Genomic DNA, 24,651 nt, shown 5'->3' with positions numbered 1-24,651 from the left:
GACCTCCCTACGGTACGACTGTTACGGGCCAGCGGCCCGCCTTCACCAGGCGGATCGCCACCGAGCCGACGATGCGGTGGCCGGCCTGCTCCGAGGCGCCGACCACGACGGCGTCCGCCTTCAACTCCTCGGCCGCCTTGACCAGGCCGTTGTACGGGTCGCCGCGGAAGGTGTGGAACTCCCAGCGCACGTCGAATATGCCCTTCACCCGCTCGGCGGCCTCACGGATCTGGGCGACCAGCTCCTCGGCGATCTCGTCGGTCGTCTCCGCCACCGGAACCCCGAGCGCCGCCCCGGCCGCCATCACCGGCTGGACGTACACGACCGCGAGCAGCGCGTGCTGCCGCCGGGCGAGACCGCCGGCGTAGGCCGCGGCCCGCAGCGACGAGTCGGAGCCGTCCACCCCGACGAGGATGACCTTGGGCCCGTCCGTGCCCCGCTCGAACTGGTGCGAGTGCTGTTCCGTCACATGGGCGAGGCTATCGGAATCCGCAGGTCCGGGCCGCTGCGGCCGGGGACCACGGGCCGGACGTCCGCTCAGGTCCGTACATTCGGGTACCTGGGTCCCATTGGGGTGATTTCCCCGTCGTGGTCGGTGTTGCGCGGCCGCGGGCGCACCGATCCGCGTGACTGAAGAATCATGAAAAAGGATCAGCTGCCCTCGCGGCGCCGCCTGCTGCTCGCCGGAGCCGCCGTCCTGGGCGTGGCCGGGGCGACGGGAGCGGCCGGACTGTTCCTCGAGGACGATCCGGTACGTGCGGCGCGCGGCGCACTCGCCGCCCCGGGCCCGGGGCCCGCACCCGGCAGAAGCCGTCCACGTTCCGGCTGCGGCCCATGACCGGGTCCGGCCCTGTGCGTCGCACGCCGGTGCGGACCGCCGCGCGGCGCGAGCCGATCCTGCGGATGCCGGGCCGCGGCAGGAGCATGGTGCTCACCTTCGACGACGGTCCCGACCCCCGCTACACCCCGGGCATCCCGCGGACCCTGCGCGAGTACGACGTGCGCGCGATGTTCTTCGTCTGCGGGGAGATGGCCGCGGACCACAAGGACCTGCTGCGCGAGATGGCCGACGACGGTCACATCGTCGGCAACCACACCTGGACCCACCCGTTGCTCACCCGGCTGACCCGCCCCGGGATCCGCTCCGATCGGCGCTGCGCGACTATCTGCCGTTCCTGCTGGGCGCCGGCTACCACCTCACCGTGCCGGGGAGGCGGTCGGCCTGAACACCCTGCCGGGCACGTGCGCCGGTCGCGGCCGGCCCCGCTCAGCGCACGGCGACCATCCGGGCGAACACCACCACGTTCCCCGCGTAGTTCCCGTCGACGAACTCTCCCCCGCAGGTGATGACCCGCAGTTCCGGCGCCCCCTTGTTCCCGTAGACGCGGTCGCCGGGGAAGTGGGCCTTGTCGAAGACCTCGTTGCCGTAGACCTCGAACACGGCCGTCCTGCCGTCCTGGCGCCGGACCTCGACGTGATGGCCCTTGCCCAGTGCACCGAGCCCGTAGAAGACGGCCGGCCCCTCATGGTTGTCGACATGGCCGACGATCACGGCCGTGCCCTTCTCACCGGGTGAGACCGCGCCGGTGAACCAGCCCGCCAGGTTCGGATCCTCGGGTGGCGGGGCGGCCACCCAGCCGGACGTGTCCAGGCCCACGGGTATGACGGGGGCGTCGATCTGGAGCGCCGGGATGCGGACACGCTCGACCGCGGAGTACGGCAGCGGATCGGGCGCCGAGACGCTGGACCCCGAGCCCGAGCCCGAGCCGGGGCCCGAGCGGGAGTCGGGGGCTGGGGCCGCCGCCTTCGCGGGCTGGGGCGGGCCCACAGGGGACTCGCCCGAACCGTTCCGCACGAGGGCGAGACCCGTGAGCAGCACCAGCGCGATCACGCCCCACGGGGCGCTCTTGCGCTGGTGCCCGCTCTCTCCTCCTTCGGCAGGCCCGGAAGCAGACATTCGCCATCCCCTCCCGGCGCCGCCGTCTCGCCGCGCCGTTCACGCTGTGACGGTCAGGAGGTGCTGCCGCGGCCACGGCGGCGCGTAAGGTGCCAGGCCGTGCCGACCGAGACCAGGACGAGGGCGGCACCGAGGCCGGTCTTCTTCAGGTCGAAGCCGCCGATGCTGCCACCCTCACCGGCGTGCACGCCGTGCTGTGGCCGCTCCGCCTCGCCGCGTCCGCGACCCGAGCCCTCGTCCCGCGACTCCTCGTCGCGGTCGTCGCGCCCGGCGGCCATGACGAGCTGCCGGTGGCCGGCCTGGTGGCCGCACTGGAACAGCACGTCGAACGTGGTGCCCGGCAGAGCGTTCCGGCCGACCGTGACCGTGGCCGAGTTCCGGCCGCGGGGGATGGTGACGTCGTCGAAGGCGCCCGAGAAGACCTTGGCGTCCTGGTTGCAGCCCCGCACCGGCAGGTTGATCCGCCCGCCGGGCGCGACCGCCGCCGGTTCCAGGTTGTAGGAGAAACCCGAGTTGCCCGCGCCGGCCTCCCCGCCTCGGGCGACGGCCGTCGTACACGCCGTGAGGGCCAGGGCACTGACGCCCAGCATTGCGGCCGAAGCGAGGCGAATCGCGCGCATGGTGAGCCTCCAGGTCTCCGAGGAGCCGTGCCGCGGACCTGTTCCGCTTGCGTCGAAAATGCACCTCGTTGCCCGAAACGCTAAGAAAGGGGGTGGCTGGGCGCGATCCCAGTAGAGCGAATGGGGTACGGGAATGTGCCGCTCAGGGGACGCGGGGCGGTGAAGGGGGCGGGCGCGGAGGGCGCCCGCCCGCTTGAGGGCTCGGTGGGTCCGCCCCAGCCATGAACGGCAGGGGCCGCCCGCCCGTTGAGGGGGCGGGCCCCGTCAGCCGTGCAGCTGTGGGAACAGCGCCAGGAACGGCTCCGAGGAGGCCGAGATGCCCCGGCTGTAGGGCGCGTCGAAGTCCCAGATCAGGAAGAGCAGGAAGGCGATCAGCGCCGAGAAGAGCCCCGCCAGCAGGAGTTCGCGGGCCGTGCGCCGGATCTGCAGCGCGAACACCATCCCGATGGTGACCACCGCCCCCGCGATCAGCCCGAACCACACCACCGGCGGCATCGTCGAGCCGGTGGCGTCGGCGCGCGCGTTGCGCGCCGCGTCGGCCGCCGTCACCTGGTCCACGAGCGGTTGGTACGCCTGCGCCTCGTAGTCCGTCTTCGGGTGGTAGTCGGTGACGTCCTGACGGATCCGCTGGAACAGCTCCTGGCCGCGGGCGGTCACCTCGCCGTGCTCGGCCATGGCCTTCCACTCGGTGGTGACCACATGGCCGACATACGCGTTGACGTCGGCGCGGACGCGGTCGCGGACGTCCGCCGGATAGACGCGGACGCGCTGCGAGATCTCGTGCAGCGCCTGTGCCTCGGCCTGCACATGGTCCTGGGCGGCGCTGCGGGCCTCCCACACCCCTGCGATGGCCAGGCCCAGCACGATGGCGTACACCACGCCGATCCACATCGTCATGTACTCGATCACGTCCGGGGTCTCGGACGGGTCCTCGTCCACGGCGGCCGTGCGGGCCCGGACCAGGGTCACCATGACCACGACGGCGCACGCGGCCGCCATCGCGAGGGTGAGAACAAGCCATTCCGACAACAGGTGCCTCCAGAGATCAGCGCGGACGCAGCGCGGCGATGGCGAACACCGCGGGCGCGACGATGAGCAGGGTGAACGTGAGCGGCGACGGCCCGTCGTGGGGCGGCCGCGGGTGGGACACGGGGTGGTAGGCCGGATAGCGCACCGGGGTCGGTGCCGGGTGCGGGCTCGGCCTGGGCGGGGGCGTCGGGGACGGCGTCGGTGCGGGCGGGGGATGTGGACGGGGACCGGGGCGGGTCTCGGGACCGGCCGCGGGGCCGGCGGCAGGCGCGCGGCGGCACGGGCTTCGGTGTGGGGTGCGGCCGCGGAGGTGGCGGTGGCTCGGGCGGCGGCTTGGGGGCGGGCGTCGGAGTCGGGGTCGGGGTGGGGCTGGGTGGCGGCGTGGGGCTCGGGCTCGGTGCGGAGCACGGCGGCGTGGGCCAGAGGTCGCCGCCCGCGACCGCCACCGCCTCCGTGCCGCCCGGGCCGGTCGAGGCGTACGCGCACGCGTCGGCCGACGCCGCCCCGGCGGGAACGCCCACGAGGAACCACGCCAGCGTCACCAGGACCAATCCCCGGGTGACGAGGGCCGTTCGGGGCCGTTGGGGTCGTTGCACGACCGAGATCATCGGCTTCACCGCGCCCCCGCACGCCCGGGCCCCGGCGAATTGCCTCGAAGGAGGGAGATCCGCCTTCGAGTTGTTTCGGGCAACCACGTCCGGTACGGACCGAGTTGGGCACATCCGTGCGAGGGGTGCCGGGGGCGGGCCGGGGCGGTGGCCGGAAACGCGTCACAGGTTCCGGAAAGAAATTCCCGGCCCGATTGAACACACCGGGCACTCCCGCCCGTACCCATGGCCACACAGCGGCGCACAGAGGACGCTGCAACACCGAAGCTGACAGCGGGAGTTGAGAATGAAGACAACCTGGCGGAGCGCCTCCCTCGTGGCGACCGCTGCCGCCGTGCTGGCGCTCACGACGGCGTGCGGTTCGCAGAGCGGCACCCAGTCGACGGGCAGCCAGAACGTGGGGGCCACCGCTCTCCCGGGCGGCCTGGGTTCCAGCCCCTCCCTCCCCGGAAACGGCTACGGCGCCGACTCCACCGCCGCGCCGAGCGCCTCCGCCTCCGCGGGCGGGCAGTCCGCGGGTCAGCTCGCCGTCGTCGACAACGCGAAGCTCGGCAAGATCGTCACGGACGGCGCCGGCTTCACCCTCTACCGCTTCGACCAGGACACGGCCGAGCCGCCGAAGTCCTCCTGCGACGGCGACTGCGCGAAGGCGTGGCCGCCGGTCCCCGCCGAAGGGGCCACCGTCGCCTCGGGTATCGACACCTCCCTGCTCGGTGAGGTCACCCGCTCCGACGGCACCAAGCAGCTCACCATCGCCGGCTGGCCGATGTACCGGTACGCCAAGGACACCAAGGCCGGTGACGTCAACGGCCAGGGAGTCAAGGGCACCTGGTTCGCGACCGCACCCACCGGCAAGAAGGCCGGCGCCGCCCTGCCCGGCCTGTCGGTCCGCAACGACCCCAAGCTCGGCCCGATCGTCGTCGACAAGAACGGCATGACGGTCTACCGCTTCCTGAAGGACAAGGCCTGGCCCGAGCCGGTGTCGAACTGCACCGGCGCCTGCCTGGAGAAGTGGCCCGTCGTCGCCCCCGTCTCGGCAGACGACACCAAGGGCGTCCAGAAGAAGGGCCTCATGGGCTTCACCCGCCCCGACGGCGCCAAGCAGATGACCGTCAACTGCTGGCCCATCTACACCTTCTCCGGCGACAAGGCCCCCGGAGACACCAACGGTCAGGGTGTGGGCGGCACCTGGTACGCCGTCTCGCCCGACGGAAAGCCGGTCGGCGCGCCGAAGTAGTGATCACACCTCCCCAGGGTTGATCGACCGCCTCACCCAGTCAGCGACGGAACGCGGAAGGGAGTGGACGCACAAGCCGGACGAACGGGACACAGGCGCGCACGACCGGTCCACCCCCTCCGCACCGCACGGAGGGGGTGGGCCCTTTGGCGCGGGCGGCTGCGCGCGCCCCCGCTCTCCACGGAAAGACCACGTGGTGACCGGGAACGGACGGTCAATTTCCGTTTTTACTCGCTCGGTTGGCGGACGATCAGTAGCCTCTGCTCGAACACCGGATCGCCTACACCGTCGCCAACGCCTTGGAGAGCTGCATGGAGCGCCCCGCCTGGGCCCCTCGGAGCATCGACATCTCCGTGCCGAGTGTCGCCCGTATGTACGACTTCTACCTGGGCGGCTCCCACAACTTCGAGGTCGACCGCGAAGCGGCGCGCAGGGCCATGGAGTACATGCCGGGGCTTCCCAAGATCATGCAGGCGAACCGGGCGTTCATGCGCCGCGCCGTGCGCTTCGCCGTTGGGGAGGGCATCACCCAGTTCCTCGACATCGGCTCCGGCATCCCCACCTTCGGCAACGTCCACGAGGTGGCGCAGCAGGCGCACCCGGGGGCGCGCGTGGTGTACGTAGACCACGACCCGGTGGCGGTCGCGCACAGCCGGGCCGTCCTCCAGGGCAACGAGCACGCGGACGTCGTCGCGGCCGACCTCCGCAAGCCCCAGGAGATCCTGGCGAGCCCTCAGGCGGAGCGACTGATAGACCGGAACCGGCCAGTCGCGCTCCTTCTCGTTGCCATACTGCACTTCGTGGAGGACACGGACGACCCGTACGGTGCGGTGGCCGAGTTGCGCGACTTGCTCGCGCCGGGCAGCCTGCTCGTTCTCACGCACGCCTCGTACGAGGGGATCCCGCTGCCGAAGGAGCGGGCCGACGGCGCGGTCGACGTGTACAACACCATCCGCAATCCGCTGATCATGCGCTCGCGCGACGAGATCGCGCGGTTCTTCGAGGGGTACGACATGGTGGAACCCGGGCTGGTGCCGATGCCGAAGTGGCGGCCCGACACGGCACCCGAGGACGAGGATCCCTTTTCGTTCGCGGGGTTCGCCGGCGTGGGGCGCTCGGCGTGACCGCGGGACCGGGTGGACCGGAGGACAGACTGCGCAGGTTCGCGACGATCTGGAGCCGGGCCGTCTATCCGGTGACCTCGACGTCGCTCACCCGGCCGGAGTTCGAGGAGCGACTGCTGCCGCTGGCCCGGCAGTTGAGCGAGGCGTTGCGGATCAGGGCGTTCGACGCCGCCGCGGCCAAGGGGATCGGCGCGGCGCTCATCGACGCGCACTGCACCGACCCGGAGGCCCTCAGCCGCACCCTCGACTGCGTCGACGCCTACCTCGTGCTCTACTGCGGCGACCCCGACGGCTCCGCGGAGGCGCAGGAGGCCCAGCGCACCCGCTGCTCGCGGTTGCAGCACGCGATGGCCGCCGGGTTCGCGGCGGCGCTCAAGGAGCGCACGCTGGCCGAACAGGAGGCCATCGCCCAGGCCGCCCTCACGGCCCAGGGCGAGGTGGCCGAGGCCCTGCACGCCACCGAGGCACGCTTCCGCGCGGTCTTCGAGGGCGCCGCCATAGGCATCGGCATCGCCGACCTCGACGGCAACGTGCTCCAGGTCAACGGCGCCCTGCTGCGCATGTTCGGCGGCTCCGAGCAGATGGTGCGCGGCCGCAACGTCGCCGAGTGGACCCACCCCGACGACGCACCGCAGGTCTGGCGCCTGTACGACGAGCTGGTGCGCGGCGAGCGGGACCACTACCACGTGGAGAAGGCCTTCTACCGGCCTGACGGAACGGTTTTGTGGACCAACCTCACGGTGTCCCTGCTGCGCGACGCCGACGGCAATCCGCAGTACCAGCTCGCGCTCATGGAGGACACCACCGAGCGGCGGCTGCTGAACCTCCGGCTGCGGTACGAGGCCACGCACGACGCGCTCACCGGCCTGCCCAACCGGACCCTGTTCTTCGAGCGGCTGGAGAAGGCCCTGGCGGCGGGGGAGGGCCGGCGGTTCGGCCTGTGCTACCTCGACCTGGACGGCTTCAAGACCATCAACGACAGCCTCGGCCACGCGGCCGGGGACCGGCTGCTCGTCGAGGTCGCCGACCGCCTGCAGGCCTGCGCGACCGGCCCCGGCGAGATGGTCGCGCGCCTCGGCGGCGACGAGTTCGTGGCGCTGACCACCGGGCCCGACACCGAGCGCGGGGTCGACGAGCTCGCCGGGCGCATCATGAACGCGCTGGTCACCCCGATCAGCGTCGACGGCCGCGAGCTGACCGTGCGCGGCAGCATCGGCATCGTCGAGGGCCCGGTCGGGGAGCGCGGCCCGGCGGAGGTGCTGCGCAGCGCGGACATCACCATGTACCGGGCGAAGTCGGCGGGGGGCAACCGCTACGAGCTCGCCGATCCCGAGGCCGACGCCCGGGCCATCACCCGGCACGGGCTGACCACGGCACTGCCCACGGCCCTGAACCGGGGCGAGTTCTTCATCGAGTACCAGCCGCTGGTCCACCTCGGCGACGGCAGGGTGCACGGCGCCGAGGCGCTGGTGCGCTGGCTGCACCCGCAGCACGGGGTGCTCGGCCCCGACCGTTTCATCCCCCTCGCCGAGCGCACCGGGCTGATCGTGCCGCTGGGCCGCTGGGTGCTCCAGGAGGCGGTACGGCAGGCCCGTGCCTGGCAGGAGAAGCAGGACCAGCCCGGCCCGCTGCGCATCAACGTCAACCTCTCGCCCTGCCAGCTCACCCATCCGGGGCTGGTCTCCGACACCGTCGAGATCCTGGAGCGGGCCGGCCTCGAGCCGGACGCGCTCTGCCTGGAGGTCACGGAGTCGGCGCTCATCGGCGCGGACGACGCTCTGCTCAAGCCGCTGCGCCGGCTGGCCGAGATGGGGGTGGACATCGCCCTCGACGACTTCGGCACCGGCTACTCGAACCTCGCCAACCTGCGCCGGCTGCCGGTGCGGGTCCTCAAGCTGGACCGTTCCTTCACCCAGAGCATGCAGCAGTACCCGGCGGACCCGGTCGACCTGAAGATCGTGGAGGGCATCGTCTCCCTCGCCCACAGCCTCGACCTCGCGGTCACGGTGGAGGGCGTGGAGACCGGCGCTCAGGCCGAACAGCTGCGGATGATGGGCTGCGACACGGCCCAGGGCTGGTACTACGCCCGCCCCGGCCCCCCGGAGCGCCTGCACGAACTGGCCCTGGTGGACGCGACGGGCTGAGCCGTCACGGCCGTACGGCCTGTGCGTCCACGGCGCCTGCCCGTACGGCCTCGGCCACGGAGACGGCGGCCCGAATCAGCGCAGCGGTGGCCGTCGAGCGGGACTGCTGCGGCCAGGCGATGGCCAGGACCGCGGGCGGCGCGTCCTCGACGGGGCGGTAGGCGACACCCGGGCGCGGGTAGCGGGCGGCGACGGAGGCGGGCAGCAGGGTGACCAGGTCGCCCAGCGGGATCAGCGTGAGCAGTTGGGCGAGATCGCGGCCCTCCCGCCGCATCCGGTCGATGAACGGGTGCAGATCGCCGGGGCGCAGGCCGAGGTCGGCGAGGCCGAGCCGGTCCCTGGAGGCCAGCGGGTGCGCCGCGGAGAGGACGGCGACGCGCGGCTCGGCGAACAGCGTCTCGACGTCCAAGCCGGTGCGGTCGAACGGCTCGTATACGAGGGCGGCGTCGGCCTCGCCCAGGCGCAGCAGTCGTGGCTGTTCCTGCCATCCGCACAGCCGGACCGTGACGGGCACGGCCCCGGGTTCGGCCGCGACGCGCTCCAGAATCGGCTCCAGCAGTCCGGCATCGCCGTCGGCCTTGACGGCCAGGACCAGCTTCCTCTCCCGGGCGGCCGCGCGCTGCGCCCGTCGAGCTGCGGCCTGCAGGGCCTCCAGCGCGACCCGCGCCTCCGCGAGGAGCACCTCGCCGGCCGGGGTCAGAGCGACGCTGTGCGTGGTCCGCTCGAACAGGGTGACACCGAGCTCCGCCTCCAGGTGCCGGATCGCACGGGACAGGGGCGGCGGGGAGATGCCCAGCCGCTCGGCCGCGCGGGCGAAGTTGAGTTCCTCGGCGACGGCGACGAAGTAGCGCAGCGGACGGGACTCCACGGTTCCCCCCTCCCGGTATTGCCTTGAGGGTAACAACCGGGAGCGGACCGGTCCTTCAGTTCCGGTGGGCCGGGGAGCAGTCTCGATCACGTCTTCCGAACCCGTTCTTCCCGGAGGTTCCCATGATTCTCGTCACCACCCCGACCGGACAGATCGGCAGCCGGGTCCTCGACGCCCTCCTCGACGCAGGGGACACGGTCGGGCCGATCCGGGTGATCGTCCGCGATCCCGCGCGCCTGACCCCGCGCGTCCGCGACCGCGTGGAGGCCGTGCGGGGATCGCACGCCGACCCCGACGTCGCCGCCAAGGCGTGCGCGGGCGTCGACCGGGTGTTCTGGCTGGTGCCCCCGACACCCACCGCCCACAGCGTCGAGGGGCACTTCCTCGACTTCACCCGGCCTCTCGTCGAGGCGATCGAGAACCAGGGCGTCCAGCGCGTCGTCGCCGTCTCCACCCTGGGCCGCGGGGTCGCCGAGAAGGCCGGGCAGATCTCGGCCTCGCTGGTCATGGACGACCGGATCCGGGCCACAGGCGTCCACCACCGGGCGCTGTGCCCGCCGTTCCTGATGGAGAACCTGCTGCACCAGGCCGAGTCGATGCGCAGCGGGGGCGTTTTCTCGCTGGCGGCCGACGGTGACCGGGTGCTGCGCACCTGTACCACTCGTGACGTCGGCGCCACCGCGGCGCGGCTGCTGCTCGACGACTCCTGGACCGGCCAGGCGGATGTGCCGCTGGTCGGCCCCGACGAACTGACCCCCGAAGGCATGGCGCGGATCCTGTCCGAGGTGCTGGACAGGCCTGTCCGCTTCCAGCGGATCAGCGCCGACGACCACAAGGTGATGCTCCTGCGTCACGGCGCGACCGAAGCCTGGGCGCAGGGCCTGGCCGACATGGTGCGGGCACTCGACGAGCAGGGCTTCTACGGCGTGGCCGAGCCGAGCAGCCCGGACACCGCGCCCACCTCCTTCCGCCGGTGGTGCGAGGAGGTGCTCAAACCGGCCGTGCTGGGCTGAGTCGTTCCGGCCTCACCGCTCCAGCAGCATCCGCTGCAGCTCCCGCGCCGCACGCGGCGGTGCCACATCGCTGCGGTGGGCCAGCGCGATCGTCCGGTACAGTCCGGGCCGGGCCAGCGGGGTCACCCGCAGCCCGCGCCCGGAACGGGTGGCGACCATCCGCGGGACCACGGCCACGCCCAGGCCCGCCCGCACGAAGCCCAGCACCGCGTCCATCTCGCCGCCCTCCACCGCGAAGACCGGCTCGAAGCCCTCGGCGCGGCACGCCGCCACGGTGAGTTCCCTCAGGTCGTAGCCGTGCCGGAACATCACCAGGCGCTCGCCCTCCAGATCCGCGATCCGGACCGTGCGGCGACCGCCGCCGGGTCGTGGCGCGTCCGGGGAGGAAACCACCACCAGGTCCTCGCGCAGCAGCTCCACCGTGGTCAGGGCGGGGGAGGGAGTGGGCAGCGGCAGCACGATCAGCGCCAGGTCGAGGGCGCCGCGCGCGAGCTCCCGTACCAGGTCGTGGGAGCCGCCCTCCTCGATCAGCAGCCGGATGCCGGGGTAGCGGTCGTGGAAGGCGCGCAGCACATCCGGCAGCAGGCCGGTGCACAGGCTCGGGGTGGCGCCCAGGCGGATCCGGCCGCTGCGCAGCTGCACCAGCTCCTGCACCTCGTGCCGGGCCGTGTCCGCGTCGGCCAGGATCCGGCGGGCCAGGGGCAGCAGCGCCTCCCCGGCGTCGGTGAGCGTGATGTTGCCGCGCGCCCGTAGGAACAGATCCGCCCCGAGCTCCCGCTCCAGCGCCCTGATCTGCTGCGACAGCGAGGGCTGGGCGACATGGACCAGCTCCGCGGCCCGGGTGAAGTGCCGGGTCTCGGCGACGGCCACGAAGTACTGGAGCTGCTGGAACTGCACTCACCCATCATAGGAGACGTCTATCGAAACGAGCCGGACCATGTCTTGGACCGATGAGGACATTCGGCCCTAGCGTGCTGTGACATGGCACTGGCAACGCGGACGGACCGACGGCCGTCCATGGCACGCACCGTGTGGGACTCCACTGTCGGCAAGAAGACCGTGATGGCGGTCAGCGGCCTGATCATGCTGCTGTACCTGGTCGCCCACGTGATCGGAAACCTGAAGATCTACTTCGGGGCGGGCGAGTTCAACCACTACGCCCACTGGCTGCGCACCGTCGGCGAGCCGTTCATGCACTACGAGTGGACGCTCTGGCTCATCCGGATCGTCCTGATCGTGGCCGTCGTCGCCCACGCCGTCTCCGCCTACCAGCTCAGCCGCCGCGACATCAAGGCCCGGCCCAGCAAGTACGTGCACAAAAGGCCGCGGGCGAGCTACGCCACCCGCACCATGCGCTGGGGCGGGATCATCCTCGGCCTGTTCATCGTCTGGCACGTCCTGGACCTGACCACCGGCACCGTGCACCCGGGCAGCTTCCAGCCCGGGCACCCGTACCAGAACGTCGTCGACGACTTCTCCCACTGGTACAGCGACGTCATCTACATCGTCGCGATGCTGGCGCTCGGCCTGCACATCCGGCACGGCTTCTGGAGCGCCGCCCAGACCCTCGGCGTCGGCAGCCGGAGGCGCGACCGCGCCCTGAAGACCGTCGCCAACGTCCTCGCGCTGCTGCTCACGGCCGGATTCATCGCCGTACCCGTGGGCGTCATGACCGGAGTGGTGAGCTGACATGACCGACTACGTGAACTACACATCCGGCGACCCGGTCGTCGACAGCAAGGCCCCCTCCGGCCCCGTCCACGAGCGCTGGGACAAGCGCCGCTTCGAGGCCAAGCTGGTCAACCCCGCCAACCGCCGCAAGCACACGGTCATCGTCGTCGGCACCGGCCTCGCCGGCGGCTCCGCGGGCGCCACCCTCGCCGAACAGGGCTACCACGTCGTCCAGTTCTGCTACCAGGACTCCCCGCGCCGCGCCCACTCGATCGCCGCGCAGGGCGGCATCAACGCGGCCAAGAACTACCGCAACGACGGCGACTCGATCCACCGGCTCTTCTACGACACCGTCAAGGGCGGCGACTTCCGCGCCCGCGAGTCCAACGTCCACCGTCTGGCCCAGATCTCGGTGGAGATCATCGACCAGTGCGTGGCGCAGGGCGTCCCCTTCGCCCGCGAGTACGGCGGCCTCCTCGACACCCGCTCCTTCGGCGGCGTCCAGGTCTCCCGCACCTTCTACGCCCGCGGCCAGACGGGCCAGCAGCTCCTCCTCGGCGCCTACCAGGCGCTGTCGCGGCAGATCGCCGCCGGGAACGTGGAGATGCACCCGCGCACCGAGATGCTCGACCTGATCGTCATCGACGGCCGGGCCCGCGGCATCGTCGCCCGGGACCTGATCACCGGCAAGATCGACACGTACTTCGCGGACGCCGTCGTCCTGGCCTCCGGCGGTTACGGCAACGTCTTCTACCTGTCGACGAACGCCATGAACTCCAACGCGACCGCGATCTGGCGGGCCCACCGGCGCGGCGCCTACTTCGCCAACCCCTGCTTCACACAGATCCACCCGACCTGCATCCCGCGCACCGGCGACCACCAGTCCAAGCTCACCCTGATGAGCGAGTCGCTGCGCAACGACGGCCGGATCTGGGTGCCCAAGGCCAAGGGCGACGACCGCCCGCCGAACGAGATCCCCGAGGACGAGCGCGACTACTACCTGGAGCGCATCTACCCGTCCTTCGGCAACCTCGTGCCGCGTGACATCGCCTCCCGCGCCGCGAAGAACGTCTGCGACGAGGGCCGCGGCGTCGGCCCCGGCGGCCAGGGCGTCTACCTCGACTTCGCGGACGCGATTCTGCGCATGGGCCGCAAGGCCGTCGAGGCCAAGTACGGCAACCTCTTCGACATGTACCAGCGGATCACCGACGAGGATCCGTACGAGGTACCGATGCGGATCTACCCCGCCGTCCACTACACGATGGGCGGCCTGTGGGTCGACTACGACCTGCAGACGACGGTTCCGGGCCTGTTCGCGATCGGCGAGGCCAACTTCTCCGACCACGGCGCCAACCGCCTCGGTGCCTCCGCGCTGATGCAGGGCCTGGCCGACGGCTACTTCGTCCTTCCGGCGACCATCAACGACTACCTGGCCCGCAACCCGCATCGGGCCGATGAAGACGCTGTCACCGTCGAACACCCCGCGGTGCAGGAGGTGCTGGCCGAGACCGAGGACCGGTTGAACCTGCTGCTCGCCGTCGACGGCGACCGTACCCCGGACTCCTTCCACCGCGAACTCGGCGAGCTGATGTGGGAGTTCTGCGGCATGGCCCGCAGCGACTCCGGTCTGCGCAAGGCCCTGGAGCGGATCCCGCAGATCCGTGAGGAGTTCTGGCGGCGGATCAAGGTGCCCGGCACCGGCGAGGAGCTCAACCAGTCGCTGGAGAAGGCCAACCGCATCGTCGACTACCTCGAGCTCGCCGAGCTGATGTGCCTCGACGCGCTGCACCGCACCGAGTCCTGCGGCGGCCACTTCCGCGAGGAGTCCCAGACCCCGGACGGCGAGGCCGCCCGCAAGGACGACGAGTTCTCCTACGCGGCCGCCTGGGAGTTCACGGGTACGGGCCAGGCCCCGACCCTCCACAAGGAAGACCTGGTCTTCGAGTACGTCCACCCCACCCAGCGGAGCTACGCATGAAGCTCACCCTGCGCGTCTGGCGGCAGAAGAACGCCGACGCCGACGGCGCCATGTCCACCTACGAGGTGGACGGCATCTCGCCCGACATGTCCTTCCTGGAGATGCTGGACGTCCTCAACGAACAGCTCATCCTCTCCGGAGAGGAACCCGTCGCCTTCGACCACGACTGCCGCGAGGGCATCTGCGGCGCGTGCAGCCTGGTGATCAACGGTGACGCGCACGGCCCCGAGCGCACCACCACCTGTCAGCTGCACATGCGGTCCTTCGAGGACGGCGACACCATCGACATCGAGCCCTGGCGGGCCGCCGCCTTCCCCGTGGTCAAGGACCTGGTCGTGGACCGCTCGGCCTTCGACCGGATCATCCAGGCCGGCGGCTACATCACCGCCCCGACCGGCTCCGCGCCCGAGGCCCACGCCACCCCCGTGCCCAAGGCGGACGCCGACTACGCGTTCGAGCACGCCGAGTGCATCGGCTGCGGCGCCTGCGTGGCCGCCTGCCCCAACGGCGCGGCGATGCTCTTCACCTCGGCCAAGATCAACCACCTCAACGTCCTGCCGCAGGGCGCGCCCGAGCGCGAGACCCGCGTGCTGGACATGGTGGCCCAGATGGACGAGGAGGGCTTCGGCGGCTGCACCCTCACCGGCGAGTGCGCCACCGCGTGCCCCAAGGGCATCCCGCCGGTCTCCATCACGAACATGAACAAGGAGTGGCTGCGGGCCACCCGCAAAGTGGGCAAGCGGTAGAGCCGCCCACACAGGAACGTTCGCCGGCAGGGTGCGGACGGGTGGGACCGGGTGTGGTGCTCAAGACCCGGTCCCGCCAGGCACCGTCCCGGCACACCTGGCATTCAACAACCCCACACCCGCTCTCCCTTCGCGGGCCACGCACAGGCCAACCGGCATCGGAAGAACAGGAGCGCGCAGACCGAACCGCTCAGGTCTGCGCCCGCACCGCCGAACCGGCCCGTGACCAGGAGAGAGCCATGACCGGCGTTTCCACCCTCGCCAGCCCCCCACCGCCGCTGGCGCCCACCCGCTACACCGTCTCCCTCGCCCGTGACGAGGCCGACGTCCGGGCCGCGCAGCGGCTGCGCCACGACGTCTTCGCCGGGGAGATGGGCGCCCTCCTGTCCACCCCGCAGCCCGGCCTGGACATCGACGCCTTCGACGCGTACTGCGACCACCTGCTCGTGACGGACTCGGTGACCGGCCAGGTCGTGGGCACCTACCGGCTGCTGCCGCCCGAGCGGGCCGCGATCGCCGGGCGGCTGTACTCGGAGGGCGAGTTCGACCTCGGCCCGCTCGCGCCGATCCGCTCCGGGCTCGTCGAGGTGGGCCGCTCCTGTGTCCACCCCGACCACCGCGACGGCACGGTCATCGGCCTGATCTGGGCCGGCATAGCCCGCTACATGACGGACGGCGGCCACGAGTGGCTGGCCGGCTGCTGCTCCCTGCCGCTCGCCGACGGCGGTGCCCTCGCCGCGGCCACCTGGGAGCGGGTGCGGGCCAAGTACCTGGCGCCCGAGGAGTACCGGGTACGACCGCTGCTGCCCTGGCGCCCCGGGACGCCGGCCCCGGAAGGGCACACCGAGCTGCCCCCGCTGCTGCGCGGTTACCTCCGCCTGGGCGCCTGGGTCTGCGGGCAGCCCGCGCACGACCCGGACTTCGGCGTCGCCGACCTGTACGTGCTGCTGTCGATGCGCCGGATCAACGCGCGCTATCTGCGGCACTTCCTCTCGCTCGTCCCGGCGTGATGAACACCCCCCGGACCGGAGTGACGAACGTGTCCGGTGTCGGCTCCGCCCTGCGGGCGCGCCGCGGCACCCCGGTGCTCGCGAGCACGACGGCGCTGCCGGCCCCGGACACGGCGCCCGGGCCGCGGCCCGTCGAGGTGCACGTGCGGCGCCCGCCCCGGCGAGCCCCTGGATGCCCAGCGCCCCCTGCTCGCCGCAGTCCTGCGTGGAGGCCGTGGCGTCGGCGGCCGCCGTACCGCGCGCCGTCCTGCGGTTCGCGGCGGTCCTGACGCTGATGGTCGCCGGGCTCGCGTTCTTCCCGGTCGTCCGCCGGATACCCGTCGCACCGCGTGAACGGGCCGTCCGGACCTGGTGCCGAACGGTCGTGCGCGCCACGGGCGTGCGGGTGCGGATCACCGGGGCCGCCCCGCCGGACGGCGGCCTGCTGATGGTCGCCAACCACATCTCCTGGCTGGACATCCCGCTGCTCGCCGCCGTGCGGCCCGGCCGGATGCTCGCCAAGTCCGACATCCGGCGGTGGCCGGTGGCGGGTGCGCTGACCGCCCTCAGCGGTGCCCTGTTCATCGACCGAAACCGGCTGCGGGCGCTGCCGGACACGGTCGCCCGCATCGCGGACGGCCTGCGCGGTGGTTCGGCGGTCGTGGTGTTCCCCGAGGGCAGCACCTGGTGCGGCAGGGCGCAGGGCCGCTTCCGGCGCGCCGCCTTCCAGGCGGCACTGGACGCGGGCGCGCCCGTCCAGCCGGTGCGGCTCCACTACCGGTACGACGGGGGCCCGGTGAGCACCGCGCCCGCGTTCGTGGGCAGCGACTCCCTGCTCACCTCCGTGTGGCGGGTCCTCACGGCACGCGGCCTCGTCGCCGAGGTCCGGGTCATGCCGGCACTGGCGCCGGGCGGCGCGCCGGACCGCCGCACCCTCACCCTGGCCGCCCAGCGGGCCGTCGGACTCCCGGAGCGCGCACGACCGGACCCGCACGCACACCTCTGAGGCACCCTCGCCGCTCCGGTGCGCCGTCGGTCATTGCTACGGTGCACCGGTGTCCGAATCCTCACGCGATACCGCCGAGGGCGCCGGCTGGGGCGCCGTAGAACGCGGCAGTTACCGGGACTTGATGCCGGGTCATGTCGAAAAGCTCTCCTGGCTGAACCCGAGAACCCTCTGGGCGGCACGCAACGGCGTGCTGGCCTCCTGGTTCGGCGACCCCACCGGTCGTACCCGGAGCCGCTGGGCAGAACAGTGCGAGGCGGCGGGCGCGCCCGCGGACAGGGTGATCCGGCGCGACGACCAGGACCGCTTCTCCTTCATGGTCCTCGGGGACACCGGCGAGGGGGACGACCCCCAGTACGCCGTGGTGCCGGGCTTCCTGAAGGTGGGTCAGGACACCAGCTTCGCCGTCATAGCCAGCGACGTGATCTACCCGGTCGGCGCGACCGCCGACTACGGGACCAAGTTCTTCCGCCCGTACCAGGACTACCGTGCACCCATCTACGCCATACCCGGCAACCACGACTGGTACGAGGACCTGTACGGGTTCATGAGCGTCTTCTGCGACGCCCCGCCGCTCGCCCCGGACCCGGCCTGCCGCCCGCCGCTCCGCGCCCGGCTGCGCTCCATGCTGTGGCACCGCCCGGGCGCACAGGACGAACAACGCCTCGCGGAGGCACGCGCGTTGCGCTCGGCACCCGAACAGCAGGCCGTGCAGCCCGGCCCGTACTGGGCCATCGACGCCGGACCCGTCCGTATCGTCGGCATCGACACGGGTCTGCTCGGCACCATCGACGCCGAACAGGGCCGCTGGCTGCGGGAGGTCTCCCGGGGGCCCCGCCCCAAGATCCTCGTCACCGGCTCGCCGCTGTACGTGGACGGCGAGCACCACCCCTGCCCCATCGACGGCGGCGGCACGGTCGACGACATCGTCCGCGCCCCGGACCACCGCTATGTCGCGGCGATCGGCGGAGACATCCACAACTACCAGCGCTACCCGGTGGACGTGGACGGCCGCACGATCCAGTACGTGGTCTCCGGCGGCGGCGGCGCGTTCATGCACGCCACCCACACCATCCCGCGCGTGTCCATCGCGGACGTCACCGAGAAGGAGTTCCGCTGCTACCCGCTGCGCGGCGACTCCCTCGCCTTCTACAGCAGGCTCTACGGACGCCGGCTGCGGCTGCGCCGCTTCTTCACCCTCACCGAGGCCGAGGCTACCGCCGTCATCGCCGAGCGCCTGGGCATCCCCCCGACCCGCAGCCAGGCGACACCCGCCCGGGTCACCTGGCGCACCCGCCTCGTCGCCAGTCTGCTGGGCGCCGGAGGCCGCCCCGACCGGACCTCCCGTATCCGGCTGCCCGTCCGTAAGATCTATACCCAGCTCTTCTCGCCGAGTTCGGCCACCTACAGCCCGCCGTTCTTCAAGAGCTTCCTGCGCCTGGACGTCACGACGGAGGCGGTCCGGCTGCGCTGCTTCGCCGCGACCGGCAACCGGCGCGAGGAACTCGACCCGCCCGTCGAGGACGAGGTGACCATTCCGCTTGTGTGAGGGCGAAAGGCCGGGGCGGGGCGTTGCGCGTGCGTCCGGACTGTCGCGGCTGCGGGAGGACCAGCGGTCTCGTACCGTGGTCGCCCGAGTGGGGAACAACCGTTCTCACTTTCGCGGAGGCGATATGACGCACCCACCCCGTCCACCGTTCCCGCCGTTCACCCACGAGACCGCAACGGAGAAGGTGCGGCTCGCGGAAGACGCCTGGAACACCCGCGACTCGGAGAAGGTCGCGCTCGCCTACACGGTGGACTCCCGCTGGCGCAATCGGGCGGAGTTCGTGACCGGCCGCGACGAGATCGTGGCCTTCCTCACCCGCAAGTGGCGTCGCGAGCTGGACTACCGGCTCATCAAGGAGCTCTGGGCCGTCGACGGCAACCGCATCGCGGTGAGGTTCGCCTACGAGTGCCACGACGACTCGGGCAACTGGTTCCGCTCCTACGGCAACGAGAACTGGGAGTTCGACGACAACGGCCTGATGCGCCGGCGACACGCGTCCATCAACGACCTCCCCATCCAGGAGGAGGACCGCCTGTTCCACTGGCCACCGGGACGCAGACCCGACGACCACCCGGGGCTGAGCGACCTGGGACTGTGACCACTCGGCGGCGCGCCGTGCGAACACGACCGACTCGCGATGAAAGCCAGTGGGTCACCGGCCCCGCCGATCAGTGCTGGGGGTGCGGGCGGGCGTGGAAGAGGGGGCGCCGCTGGGTGGCTGTGCCCGCAGCGAGTTGGCCGATCTCGATGCGCGTCCTGATCGCGCGGACCACCTCGGTCAGGCCCAGCACTATGGCCATGACGCCCACGACCAGGGTGAGTGTTGCGATCGAGGCGAACGGCATGATGATCATCACGATACCGGCCAGAGCGCCGATGATGCCGAAGGCCACGTGCCAGCCGCGCGCCGGCATGTCCTGGACGGATGCCGCCGCAGCCGTCTCCGTGGTGCCGCGCAGCAACCAGCTGAAGCCGATCCACAGGGCGAGCAGCAGGAGCGACTCCAGGGGGCCCCGGAAGGAGACCAACCCCAGCAGGATGGAGGCCGCACCGGTGATGAAATGCAGTACGCGAAGGTGCCTGGGGATGTGGGTGCCGAAGGCGGCGGCGAGCTGGAAGACGCCGGTGACCAGCAGATAGATGCCGAAGAGCACGCCGGCGACGCGCAGCGTCGCGCCTGGCCAGACCAGGGCGACGACGCCAAGGGCGATGCTGGCTAGGCCCATGGTGAGCAGGATCTGCCAGCCCATGTTCGCCAGGGCAGCCATGCCCTCGGCCAGGGGAGTCTCTTGTGTTCGCGGTGTCTGTTGCGTTCGCGGTTCTGTGCCGTGTGCGGGAACGGGGCCGGGGGAATCGGAAGGAGATGTCATGACACCTGCCTCCTTCTGGGAGCGGCGTGGTCACGTCAGTACACGTCCATCGTCACCCGATCGGCCTCATGTCGCTCGGTGGGACGGAGGATGCGGCGGTGGTCCGTGACGCAAGGCCACAGCGGACGCGCCCCCGCTCAGCCGACGCGCCCCCGCTCAGCCGACGCGCCCCCGTTCAGCCGACGTGGACCCGCGGTCGCCGCTTGCGCTCCGGCTCCGCCTCCCGCAGCACCTCCCGGGTGACCGGGGCCACCTCGCCCTGGCCGAAGAGGAAGAAGCGCAGGAAGTTGGCGAACGGGCCGCCCTCGGTCCACTCGAAGTAGATGTGCGGGATGCAGCCGGTCGTGTCGCGGACGTGCAGCAGCAGCGCCGCGAGGGCGTTGGGGATCGAGGACGACTCCAGTGTCAGGACGCGGTAGCGGCCGTGCAGCACCTCGCCCCGCACGACCAGCCCCGCCTCGAACTCCGAGGGGTCGCCGACGGTCACCTCCACGAAGACGAAGTCCTCCTGGGCGGTTACGTCGTTGTCCGCCCGGATCTGCTCGATCTTTGCGCGGTACTCCGCGACGTCGCGCCGGTCCGGCTCATTGGCGACGAAGCGGATACGTCGGCTGGCGGTATCCCTGACGAAACGTTCCGCCATGTCATCGAGCGTCACGCTGGTCACACGGAGCTCGAAGGCACGGGCCAGCCGCGACAGCAGCGAGACGAGGATGATCCCGGCGATGAAGCAGGCGCCGATCTTCACACCGTCCGGCCGCTCGATGACGTTGACGACGGTGACGTACAACAGGACCGCCGAGACGACCGCGAAGCCGATGGTCCAGCCGCGTTGACGGGCCTTGCGCGCGGCGATGGTCACCGCGATCGCCGCGGACGACATCAGCACCAGGACGCCGGTGGCGTAGGCGCCGCCCTGGGCGTCGACGTTGGCGTCGAAGATCCAGGTGACCAGGAAGGCGATCAGGGTGAAGACGATGACCATGGGGCGCACCGCGCGGGCCCAGTGCGGGGCCATGCCGTAGCGGGGCAGGTAGCGGGGCATCAGGTTGAGCAGCCCGGCCATGGCGGAGGCGCCCGCGAACCACAGGATCGCGATCGTCGAGATGTCGTAGAGGGTGCCGAATCCGCCGCCCAGATACTCGTGGGCGAGGTACGCCAGCGCACGGCCGTTCGCCCGGCCGCCCGGCTCGAACTCCTTCGCCGGGATCAGCACGGTGGTGATGAAGCTGGTGGCGATCAGGAAGACGCTCATGATCAGCGCGGCGGCCGTGAGCAGCTTCTTGGTGTCCCGGATCCGGCCGGCGGGCTTGTCCTCGGTGTCGCCGGGGTCGCCCTGGACGTGGGGCATGACGGCGACGCCGGTCTCGAAGCCGGACAGGCCGAGCGCCAGCTTCGGGAAGACGATCAGTGACACGCCGACCATGGCGAGCACGTTGCCGTGCTGGGTGGTCAGGGCGTTGCTCCAGTCGGTCACCACATGTCCGGCGGTGACCACGTGCCACAGGCCGACGGCCACCACGACGGCGTTCAGGCCCAGATAGGTCGCCACCAGTGCGACCGCGACACCGATGGCCTCCAGGAAGCCCTTGAGGAAGACCGCGCCCAGCAGCGCCACGAGGAAGAGGGTGATCACCATCTCCTTGCCGTGCAGCAGACCCGTCAGATGCGGGTTCTCCACGAGGTGGGTGGAGGCGTCGGCGGCGGAGAGGGTGATGGTGATCAGGAAGTCGGTGGCGGCGAAGCCGAGCAGGGTGAGGACGAACAGCTTGCCCTGCCAGAAGGAGAGCAGGCGTTCCAGCATGGCGATGGAGCCCTCGCCATGCGGGCTCTCCTCCGCCACGCGCCGGTAGACGGGCAGGGCACCCGCCAAGGTGACGGCGACGAGGACGACGGTGGCGACGGGGGAGAGCAGTCCGGCGGCGAGGGCGGCGATGCCGGGCTGGTAGCCGAGGGTGGAGAAGTAGTCGACGCCGGTCAGGCACATGACCCGCCACCAGCGCTGGCCCTTGTGCGGGGGCTCGGGCTGGGCGTGCGGGCCCTGCGCGGTGCCCTTGCCCATGTCGGACAGCCCCTGCAGCATCCACGCCCGCAATCGACTCGCAGGTGGGTGTTCGATGGTCGCGGCCATGGACGTGCTCTCCTGTTGTGCGGCTTGCGCCTGTTGTGCGACTTGGTGCGGGAATCGGCCCTCACACGGACGGCCGCACCAGCGTAAGCAGAGAGTGACGCGAGGGCCCACGGATGACGGGCCTCGCGGCGTCAAGCTTCCGTTAAGAACGGCCGGTGGACGGCAGACCACCCGGAAGAACGCCTCCCCAACCTCACGGCACGGTTACGGAACCCTCAACCTCTGGTGGCGGGGGAGTGAGGAGACGACGATGGGCACATGACTCTGGCCCAGCGCGCTCTGGAACGGCTCGACGCCTGGCCCGACCTCACGGTGCAGCCGGCCAGTTGCGGCACGGGGCGGGCGCTCGGCACCCCGCACAGCGAGATCGTCCACTTCCACGGCGACCGCGAGGCGGACGTGCACCTGACCACCGGGGCCATCCGCCGTTTCTCCGGCGACCTCGCGGAGTCGACCGCCATCCGCATCCTGCCCGGCTCACGCTGGGTCACGGTGCGTCTGCACTGCGGCACCGACATCGACCTGCTGCTGAGTCTGGTGAGCGTGGCGCTGCACGCCCACCAGGCCTCTCAGCCACCCGCGCCCCACGCGTCCGCCGCCTGCAACCTCCACCGCGTCATGCTGCTGCCCCGCGACCTCGACCCGAGCGGGTTCAGCCACTGACGTCCAGCCGGGCAACGCCGACAAATGTGTAGACGATAATGCAGTCGACGTGCTCGTTTGAGACACCGCGCCGGCTCGGCGGTGTCCGGATCCGGGAGGCGCAGTGGGTGTGACATCGGCGCGACAGGCGCCGGCGCGGGCCCGGATGGGGCCGTGGCGGTTCGTGGTGTGGTTCGGCACGGTCAGCCTGCTCGCGGACTTCGTGTACGAGGGCGCCCGCTCCGTCACCGGTCCGCTGCTGGCGTCGCTCGGCGCCTCCTCTCTCGTCGTCGGCGTGGTCACCGGCGCGGGTGAAGCCGCCGCGCTGGGGCTGCGGCTGGTCTCCGGACCGCTCGCCGACCGCACGCGCCGGTTCTGGGGCCTCGCGGTCGCCGGGTACGCGCTCACGGTGGTCTCCGTACCCCTGCTCGGCGTGGTCGGGACGCTCTGGGCGGCCTGCACGCTGGTGATCGCCGAGCGGGTCGGCAAAGCGGTGCGGTCCCCGGCGAAGGACACCCTGCTGTCGCACGCCACGGCGGTCACGGGACGCGGCCGCGGCTTCGCCGTCCACGAGGCGATGGACCAGGTGGGAGCCCTGGTCGGACCGCTGACCGTCGCCGGGGTCCTCGCCCTGACGGGCGGCGACTACGGGCCGGCACTGGGCGTGCTGGCCCTGCCCGGCGTGGCGGTGCTCGGGCTGCTGGTGTGGCTGCGGGCCCGGGTGCCCGACCCGGAGGCGTACGAGCGCGGGATCACCCCGCCGTCGACCGCGCCCGGGGCCCCCGACGGCCGCCTGCCTACCGCGTTCTGGACTTACGCGGCCTTCACCGCGGCCACCACCGCCGGCTTCACCACCTTCGGTCTTCTCTCCTACCACCTCGTCGAACGGCACCTGGCGCACACGGCATGGGTGCCGCTGCTGTACGCGGCCGCCATGGCCGTCGACGCGGTCGCCGCGCTGGCCACCGGGTGGGCCTACGACCGGTACGGGCCCCGCGTGCTCGCGGTCCTGCCGCTGCTGTCGGCGGCCGTCCCGGTGCTCGGGTTCACCCGCACGGTGACGGTCGCCGTGGCCGGGTCGCTGGTGTGGGGCGCCGCCATGGGCGTGCAGGAGTCCACGCTGCGGGCGACGGTCGCCGACCTCGTGCCCTCCGGGCGGCGGGCGACCGCGTACGGGATCTTCGCCGGCGTGGTCGGCGCGGCGAGTCTGGTGGGCGGCGCGCTGACCGGAGCCCTGTACGGCTCCTCGATCCCGGCCCTGATCACGGTCGTCGCCGTGGTCCAGGCCCTCGCCCTGATCCTGCTCGCCGTCACCAGGCCCGGCCGCGCGCGGGCCCGGCGCTGAGAGCTCCGCACGGCTGCGTCAGCCCTCCGAGGCCCGCCGACGGGAGGCCTCGATCTCCGCGTACGCCTGCTCCCGCCCCTCCCAGTGGGACCCCTCGACCGACTTGCCGGGCTCCAGGTCCTTGTACACCTCGAAGAAGTGGGTGATCTCCAGCCGGTCGAAGGCGGGGACGTCACCGATGTCCTGGACCCCCGCGTAGCGCGGGTCGTGCGCCGGGACGCAAAGGATCTTGTCGTCGGGGCCCTTCTCGTCCTTCATGACGAACATGCCGACGGCGCGGCACTCGATCGCACAGCCGGGGAACGTGGGCTCTCCGACGATGACGAGGGCGTCGAGCGGGTCGCCGTCCCGACCGAGCGTGTGGTCGATGTAGCCGTAGTCGGCCGGGTACTGGGTCGAGGTGAACAGCATCCGGTCCAGGCGGATGCGGTGCTGTGCGTGGTCCATCTCGTACTTGTTGCGCGATCCCTGCGGGATCTCCACGATCACGTCGAATTCCACGACGGCCTCCTTGCCTGGTCGGTCGGCAGGCCGGGGCGCGGGCCGGGCTTCCAGTGTGCCCCGGCCTCCCGCACGGCGGCATCCGAGGGCCGACCGTGTGAGAGCGCCGGACGCCGGGTACCC

The 24,651-nt window shown here is 71.7% G+C and carries 23 protein-coding genes and 1 pseudogene; 14 read left to right on the top strand and 10 right to left on the bottom strand.

Annotated features, from left to right (window positions below):
- Window positions 1–7: 7 nt before the first annotated feature.
- Complete coding sequence (locus N8I84_RS05655; RefSeq protein ID WP_200421865.1) at window positions 8–469, bottom strand: universal stress protein; 462 nt, start codon at window positions 467–469, stop codon at window positions 8–10.
- 171 nt (window positions 470–640) lie between these two features.
- Between N8I84_RS05655 and N8I84_RS05650 the strand changes: the two are divergent.
- Window positions 641–1,149: pseudogene (locus N8I84_RS05650) on the top strand (polysaccharide deacetylase family protein); the annotation flags it as partial.
- Between the two features lie 118 nt (window positions 1,150–1,267).
- On the opposite strand, the gene N8I84_RS05645 reads toward N8I84_RS05650, so the two are convergent.
- From N8I84_RS05645 to N8I84_RS05630, 4 genes are all read right to left on the bottom strand, one after another.
- Window positions 1,268–1,957 carry a class F sortase gene (locus N8I84_RS05645; RefSeq protein ID WP_263228518.1) on the bottom strand — a complete coding sequence of 230 codons (690 nt, stop codon included), beginning with the start codon at window positions 1,955–1,957 and terminating at the stop codon, window positions 1,268–1,270.
- A 53-nt stretch (window positions 1,958–2,010) separates the two neighbouring features.
- Window positions 2,011–2,577 carry a hypothetical protein gene (locus tag N8I84_RS05640; protein ID WP_263228517.1) on the bottom strand — a complete coding sequence of 189 codons (567 nt, stop codon included), beginning with the start codon at window positions 2,575–2,577 and terminating at the stop codon, window positions 2,011–2,013.
- Between the two features lie 264 nt (window positions 2,578–2,841).
- Entirely contained in the window at window positions 2,842–3,606 is a 765-nt protein-coding gene (locus N8I84_RS05635) for a bestrophin-like domain (protein WP_263228516.1), read from the bottom strand.
- Window positions 3,607–3,622: 16 nt separating this feature from the next.
- Complete coding sequence (locus tag N8I84_RS05630) at window positions 3,623–3,751, bottom strand: hypothetical protein (protein ID WP_263228515.1); 129 nt, start codon at window positions 3,749–3,751, stop codon at window positions 3,623–3,625.
- 749 nt (window positions 3,752–4,500) lie between these two features.
- Here N8I84_RS05630 and N8I84_RS05625 point away from each other — a divergent pair.
- The 3 genes from N8I84_RS05625 to N8I84_RS05615 all read left to right on the top strand — a co-directional run bounded on the left by N8I84_RS05625 (window position 4,501) and on the right by N8I84_RS05615 (window position 8,719).
- On the top strand, window positions 4,501–5,451 hold the full coding sequence (locus N8I84_RS05625) for an SCO0930 family lipoprotein (protein WP_263228514.1): 951 nt from the start codon (window positions 4,501–4,503) through the stop codon (window positions 5,449–5,451).
- 311 nt (window positions 5,452–5,762) lie between these two features.
- On the top strand, window positions 5,763–6,575 hold the full coding sequence (locus N8I84_RS05620; protein WP_263228513.1) for an SAM-dependent methyltransferase: 813 nt from the start codon (window positions 5,763–5,765) through the stop codon (window positions 6,573–6,575).
- Window positions 6,572–8,719 carry a putative bifunctional diguanylate cyclase/phosphodiesterase gene (locus tag N8I84_RS05615; RefSeq protein ID WP_263228512.1) on the top strand — a complete coding sequence of 716 codons (2,148 nt, stop codon included), beginning with the start codon at window positions 6,572–6,574 and terminating at the stop codon, window positions 8,717–8,719. Before N8I84_RS05620 ends, N8I84_RS05615 begins: the two co-directional genes overlap by 4 nt.
- 4 nt (window positions 8,720–8,723) lie before the next feature.
- Here N8I84_RS05615 and N8I84_RS05610 read toward each other — a convergent pair whose 3' ends face one another.
- Complete coding sequence (locus N8I84_RS05610; RefSeq protein ID WP_263228511.1) at window positions 8,724–9,587, bottom strand: LysR family transcriptional regulator; 864 nt, start codon at window positions 9,585–9,587, stop codon at window positions 8,724–8,726.
- Between the two features lie 122 nt (window positions 9,588–9,709).
- Between N8I84_RS05610 and N8I84_RS05605 the strand changes: the two genes are divergently transcribed.
- The gene (locus N8I84_RS05605) at window positions 9,710–10,600 is read left to right on the top strand and encodes an NAD(P)H-binding protein (RefSeq protein ID WP_263228510.1); all 891 of its coding nucleotides are present in this window, start codon (window positions 9,710–9,712) and stop codon (window positions 10,598–10,600) included.
- A 12-nt stretch (window positions 10,601–10,612) separates the two neighbouring features.
- On the opposite strand, the gene N8I84_RS05600 is transcribed toward N8I84_RS05605, so the two are convergent.
- Window positions 10,613–11,497 (bottom strand): LysR family transcriptional regulator, encoded by an 885-nt coding sequence (locus tag N8I84_RS05600; RefSeq protein WP_263228509.1) that lies wholly within the window; start codon window positions 11,495–11,497, stop codon window positions 10,613–10,615.
- A 120-nt stretch (window positions 11,498–11,617) separates the two neighbouring features.
- Here N8I84_RS05600 and N8I84_RS05595 point away from each other — a divergent pair, with 120 nt between their 5' ends.
- From N8I84_RS05595 to N8I84_RS05565, 7 genes are all read left to right on the top strand, one after another.
- On the top strand, window positions 11,618–12,289 hold the full coding sequence (locus N8I84_RS05595) for a succinate dehydrogenase (RefSeq protein WP_263234671.1): 672 nt from the start codon (window positions 11,618–11,620) through the stop codon (window positions 12,287–12,289).
- A 1-nt stretch (window position 12,290) separates the two neighbouring features.
- Window positions 12,291–14,249 (top strand): fumarate reductase/succinate dehydrogenase flavoprotein subunit, encoded by a 1,959-nt coding sequence (locus tag N8I84_RS05590; RefSeq protein WP_263228508.1) that lies wholly within the window; start codon window positions 12,291–12,293, stop codon window positions 14,247–14,249.
- The gene (locus N8I84_RS05585) at window positions 14,246–14,995 is read left to right on the top strand and encodes a succinate dehydrogenase/fumarate reductase iron-sulfur subunit (RefSeq protein ID WP_263228507.1); all 750 of its coding nucleotides are present in this window, start codon (window positions 14,246–14,248) and stop codon (window positions 14,993–14,995) included. Before N8I84_RS05590 ends, N8I84_RS05585 begins: the two co-directional genes overlap by 4 nt.
- A gap of 239 nt (window positions 14,996–15,234) precedes the next feature.
- Window positions 15,235–16,005 carry a GNAT family N-acetyltransferase gene (locus N8I84_RS05580; RefSeq protein ID WP_263228506.1) on the top strand — a complete coding sequence of 257 codons (771 nt, stop codon included), beginning with the start codon at window positions 15,235–15,237 and terminating at the stop codon, window positions 16,003–16,005.
- Window positions 16,006–16,177: 172 nt separating this feature from the next.
- The gene (locus N8I84_RS05575) at window positions 16,178–16,990 is read left to right on the top strand and encodes a lysophospholipid acyltransferase family protein (protein ID WP_263228505.1); all 813 of its coding nucleotides are present in this window, start codon (window positions 16,178–16,180) and stop codon (window positions 16,988–16,990) included.
- A gap of 49 nt (window positions 16,991–17,039) precedes the next feature.
- Window positions 17,040–18,539, top strand: a complete 1,500-nt coding sequence (locus N8I84_RS05570) for a metallophosphoesterase family protein (protein ID WP_263228504.1) — start codon at window positions 17,040–17,042, stop codon at window positions 18,537–18,539.
- A 124-nt stretch (window positions 18,540–18,663) separates the two neighbouring features.
- A complete protein-coding gene (locus N8I84_RS05565; protein ID WP_263228503.1) occupies window positions 18,664–19,137 on the top strand; it encodes a nuclear transport factor 2 family protein in 474 nt (157 codons plus the stop codon).
- A gap of 70 nt (window positions 19,138–19,207) precedes the next feature.
- Here the strand turns inward: N8I84_RS05565 and N8I84_RS05560 are convergent, their stop codons facing one another.
- Window positions 19,208–19,909, bottom strand: a complete 702-nt coding sequence (locus tag N8I84_RS05560) for an HdeD family acid-resistance protein (protein ID WP_263228502.1) — start codon at window positions 19,907–19,909, stop codon at window positions 19,208–19,210.
- A 175-nt stretch (window positions 19,910–20,084) separates the two neighbouring features.
- Window positions 20,085–22,040, bottom strand: a complete 1,956-nt coding sequence (locus tag N8I84_RS05555) for an APC family permease (protein ID WP_263228501.1) — start codon at window positions 22,038–22,040, stop codon at window positions 20,085–20,087.
- Between the two features lie 258 nt (window positions 22,041–22,298).
- Between N8I84_RS05555 and N8I84_RS05550 the strand changes: the two genes are divergently transcribed.
- Both N8I84_RS05550 and N8I84_RS05545 read left to right on the top strand, forming a co-directional pair.
- Window positions 22,299–22,703 carry a luciferase domain-containing protein gene (locus N8I84_RS05550; RefSeq protein WP_263228500.1) on the top strand — a complete coding sequence of 135 codons (405 nt, stop codon included), beginning with the start codon at window positions 22,299–22,301 and terminating at the stop codon, window positions 22,701–22,703.
- A 109-nt stretch (window positions 22,704–22,812) separates the two neighbouring features.
- Complete coding sequence (locus N8I84_RS05545) at window positions 22,813–24,027, top strand: MFS transporter (protein WP_263228499.1); 1,215 nt, start codon at window positions 22,813–22,815, stop codon at window positions 24,025–24,027.
- An 18-nt stretch (window positions 24,028–24,045) separates the two neighbouring features.
- Here the strand turns inward: N8I84_RS05545 and N8I84_RS05540 are convergent, their stop codons facing one another.
- Window positions 24,046–24,528, bottom strand: coding sequence for an inorganic diphosphatase (locus N8I84_RS05540; protein WP_263228498.1), 483 nt, complete (start codon window positions 24,526–24,528; stop codon window positions 24,046–24,048).
- Window positions 24,529–24,651: the final 123 nt, after the last annotated feature.

The sequence above is a fragment of the Streptomyces cynarae genome (assembly GCF_025642135.1).
Lineage (GTDB): Bacteria > Actinomycetota > Actinomycetes > Streptomycetales > Streptomycetaceae > Streptomyces > Streptomyces cynarae.
The sequence above is the reverse complement of the archived record's forward strand: the minus strand, read 5'-3'. Positions and strand labels throughout refer to the sequence as shown.

Excerpts from the sequence above, each read along its gene's own strand:
- N8I84_RS05645 (WP_263228518.1), bottom strand. The coding sequence starts at position 1,957 with ATGTCTGCTTCCGGGCCTGCCGAAGGAGGAGAGAGCGGGCACCAGCGC.
- N8I84_RS05640 (WP_263228517.1), bottom strand. The coding sequence starts at position 2,577 with ATGCGCGCGATTCGCCTCGCTTCGGCCGCAATGCTGGGCGTCAGTGCC.
- N8I84_RS05625 (WP_263228514.1), top strand. The coding sequence starts at position 4,501 with ATGAAGACAACCTGGCGGAGCGCCTCCCTCGTGGCGACCGCTGCCGCC.
- N8I84_RS05620 (WP_263228513.1), top strand. The coding sequence starts at position 5,763 with ATGGAGCGCCCCGCCTGGGCCCCTCGGAGCATCGACATCTCCGTGCCG.
- N8I84_RS05605 (WP_263228510.1), top strand. The coding sequence starts at position 9,710 with ATGATTCTCGTCACCACCCCGACCGGACAGATCGGCAGCCGGGTCCTC.
- N8I84_RS05595 (WP_263234671.1), top strand. The coding sequence starts at position 11,618 with ATGGCACGCACCGTGTGGGACTCCACTGTCGGCAAGAAGACCGTGATG.
- N8I84_RS05590 (WP_263228508.1), top strand. The coding sequence starts at position 12,291 with ATGACCGACTACGTGAACTACACATCCGGCGACCCGGTCGTCGACAGC.
- N8I84_RS05585 (WP_263228507.1), top strand. The coding sequence starts at position 14,246 with ATGAAGCTCACCCTGCGCGTCTGGCGGCAGAAGAACGCCGACGCCGAC.
- N8I84_RS05580 (WP_263228506.1), top strand. The coding sequence starts at position 15,235 with ATGACCGGCGTTTCCACCCTCGCCAGCCCCCCACCGCCGCTGGCGCCC.
- N8I84_RS05575 (WP_263228505.1), top strand. The coding sequence starts at position 16,178 with ATGCCCAGCGCCCCCTGCTCGCCGCAGTCCTGCGTGGAGGCCGTGGCG.
- N8I84_RS05565 (WP_263228503.1), top strand. The coding sequence starts at position 18,664 with ATGACGCACCCACCCCGTCCACCGTTCCCGCCGTTCACCCACGAGACC.
- N8I84_RS05560 (WP_263228502.1), bottom strand. The coding sequence starts at position 19,909 with ATGACATCTCCTTCCGATTCCCCCGGCCCCGTTCCCGCACACGGCACA.
- N8I84_RS05555 (WP_263228501.1), bottom strand. The coding sequence starts at position 22,040 with ATGGCCGCGACCATCGAACACCCACCTGCGAGTCGATTGCGGGCGTGG.
- N8I84_RS05550 (WP_263228500.1), top strand. The coding sequence starts at position 22,299 with ATGACTCTGGCCCAGCGCGCTCTGGAACGGCTCGACGCCTGGCCCGAC.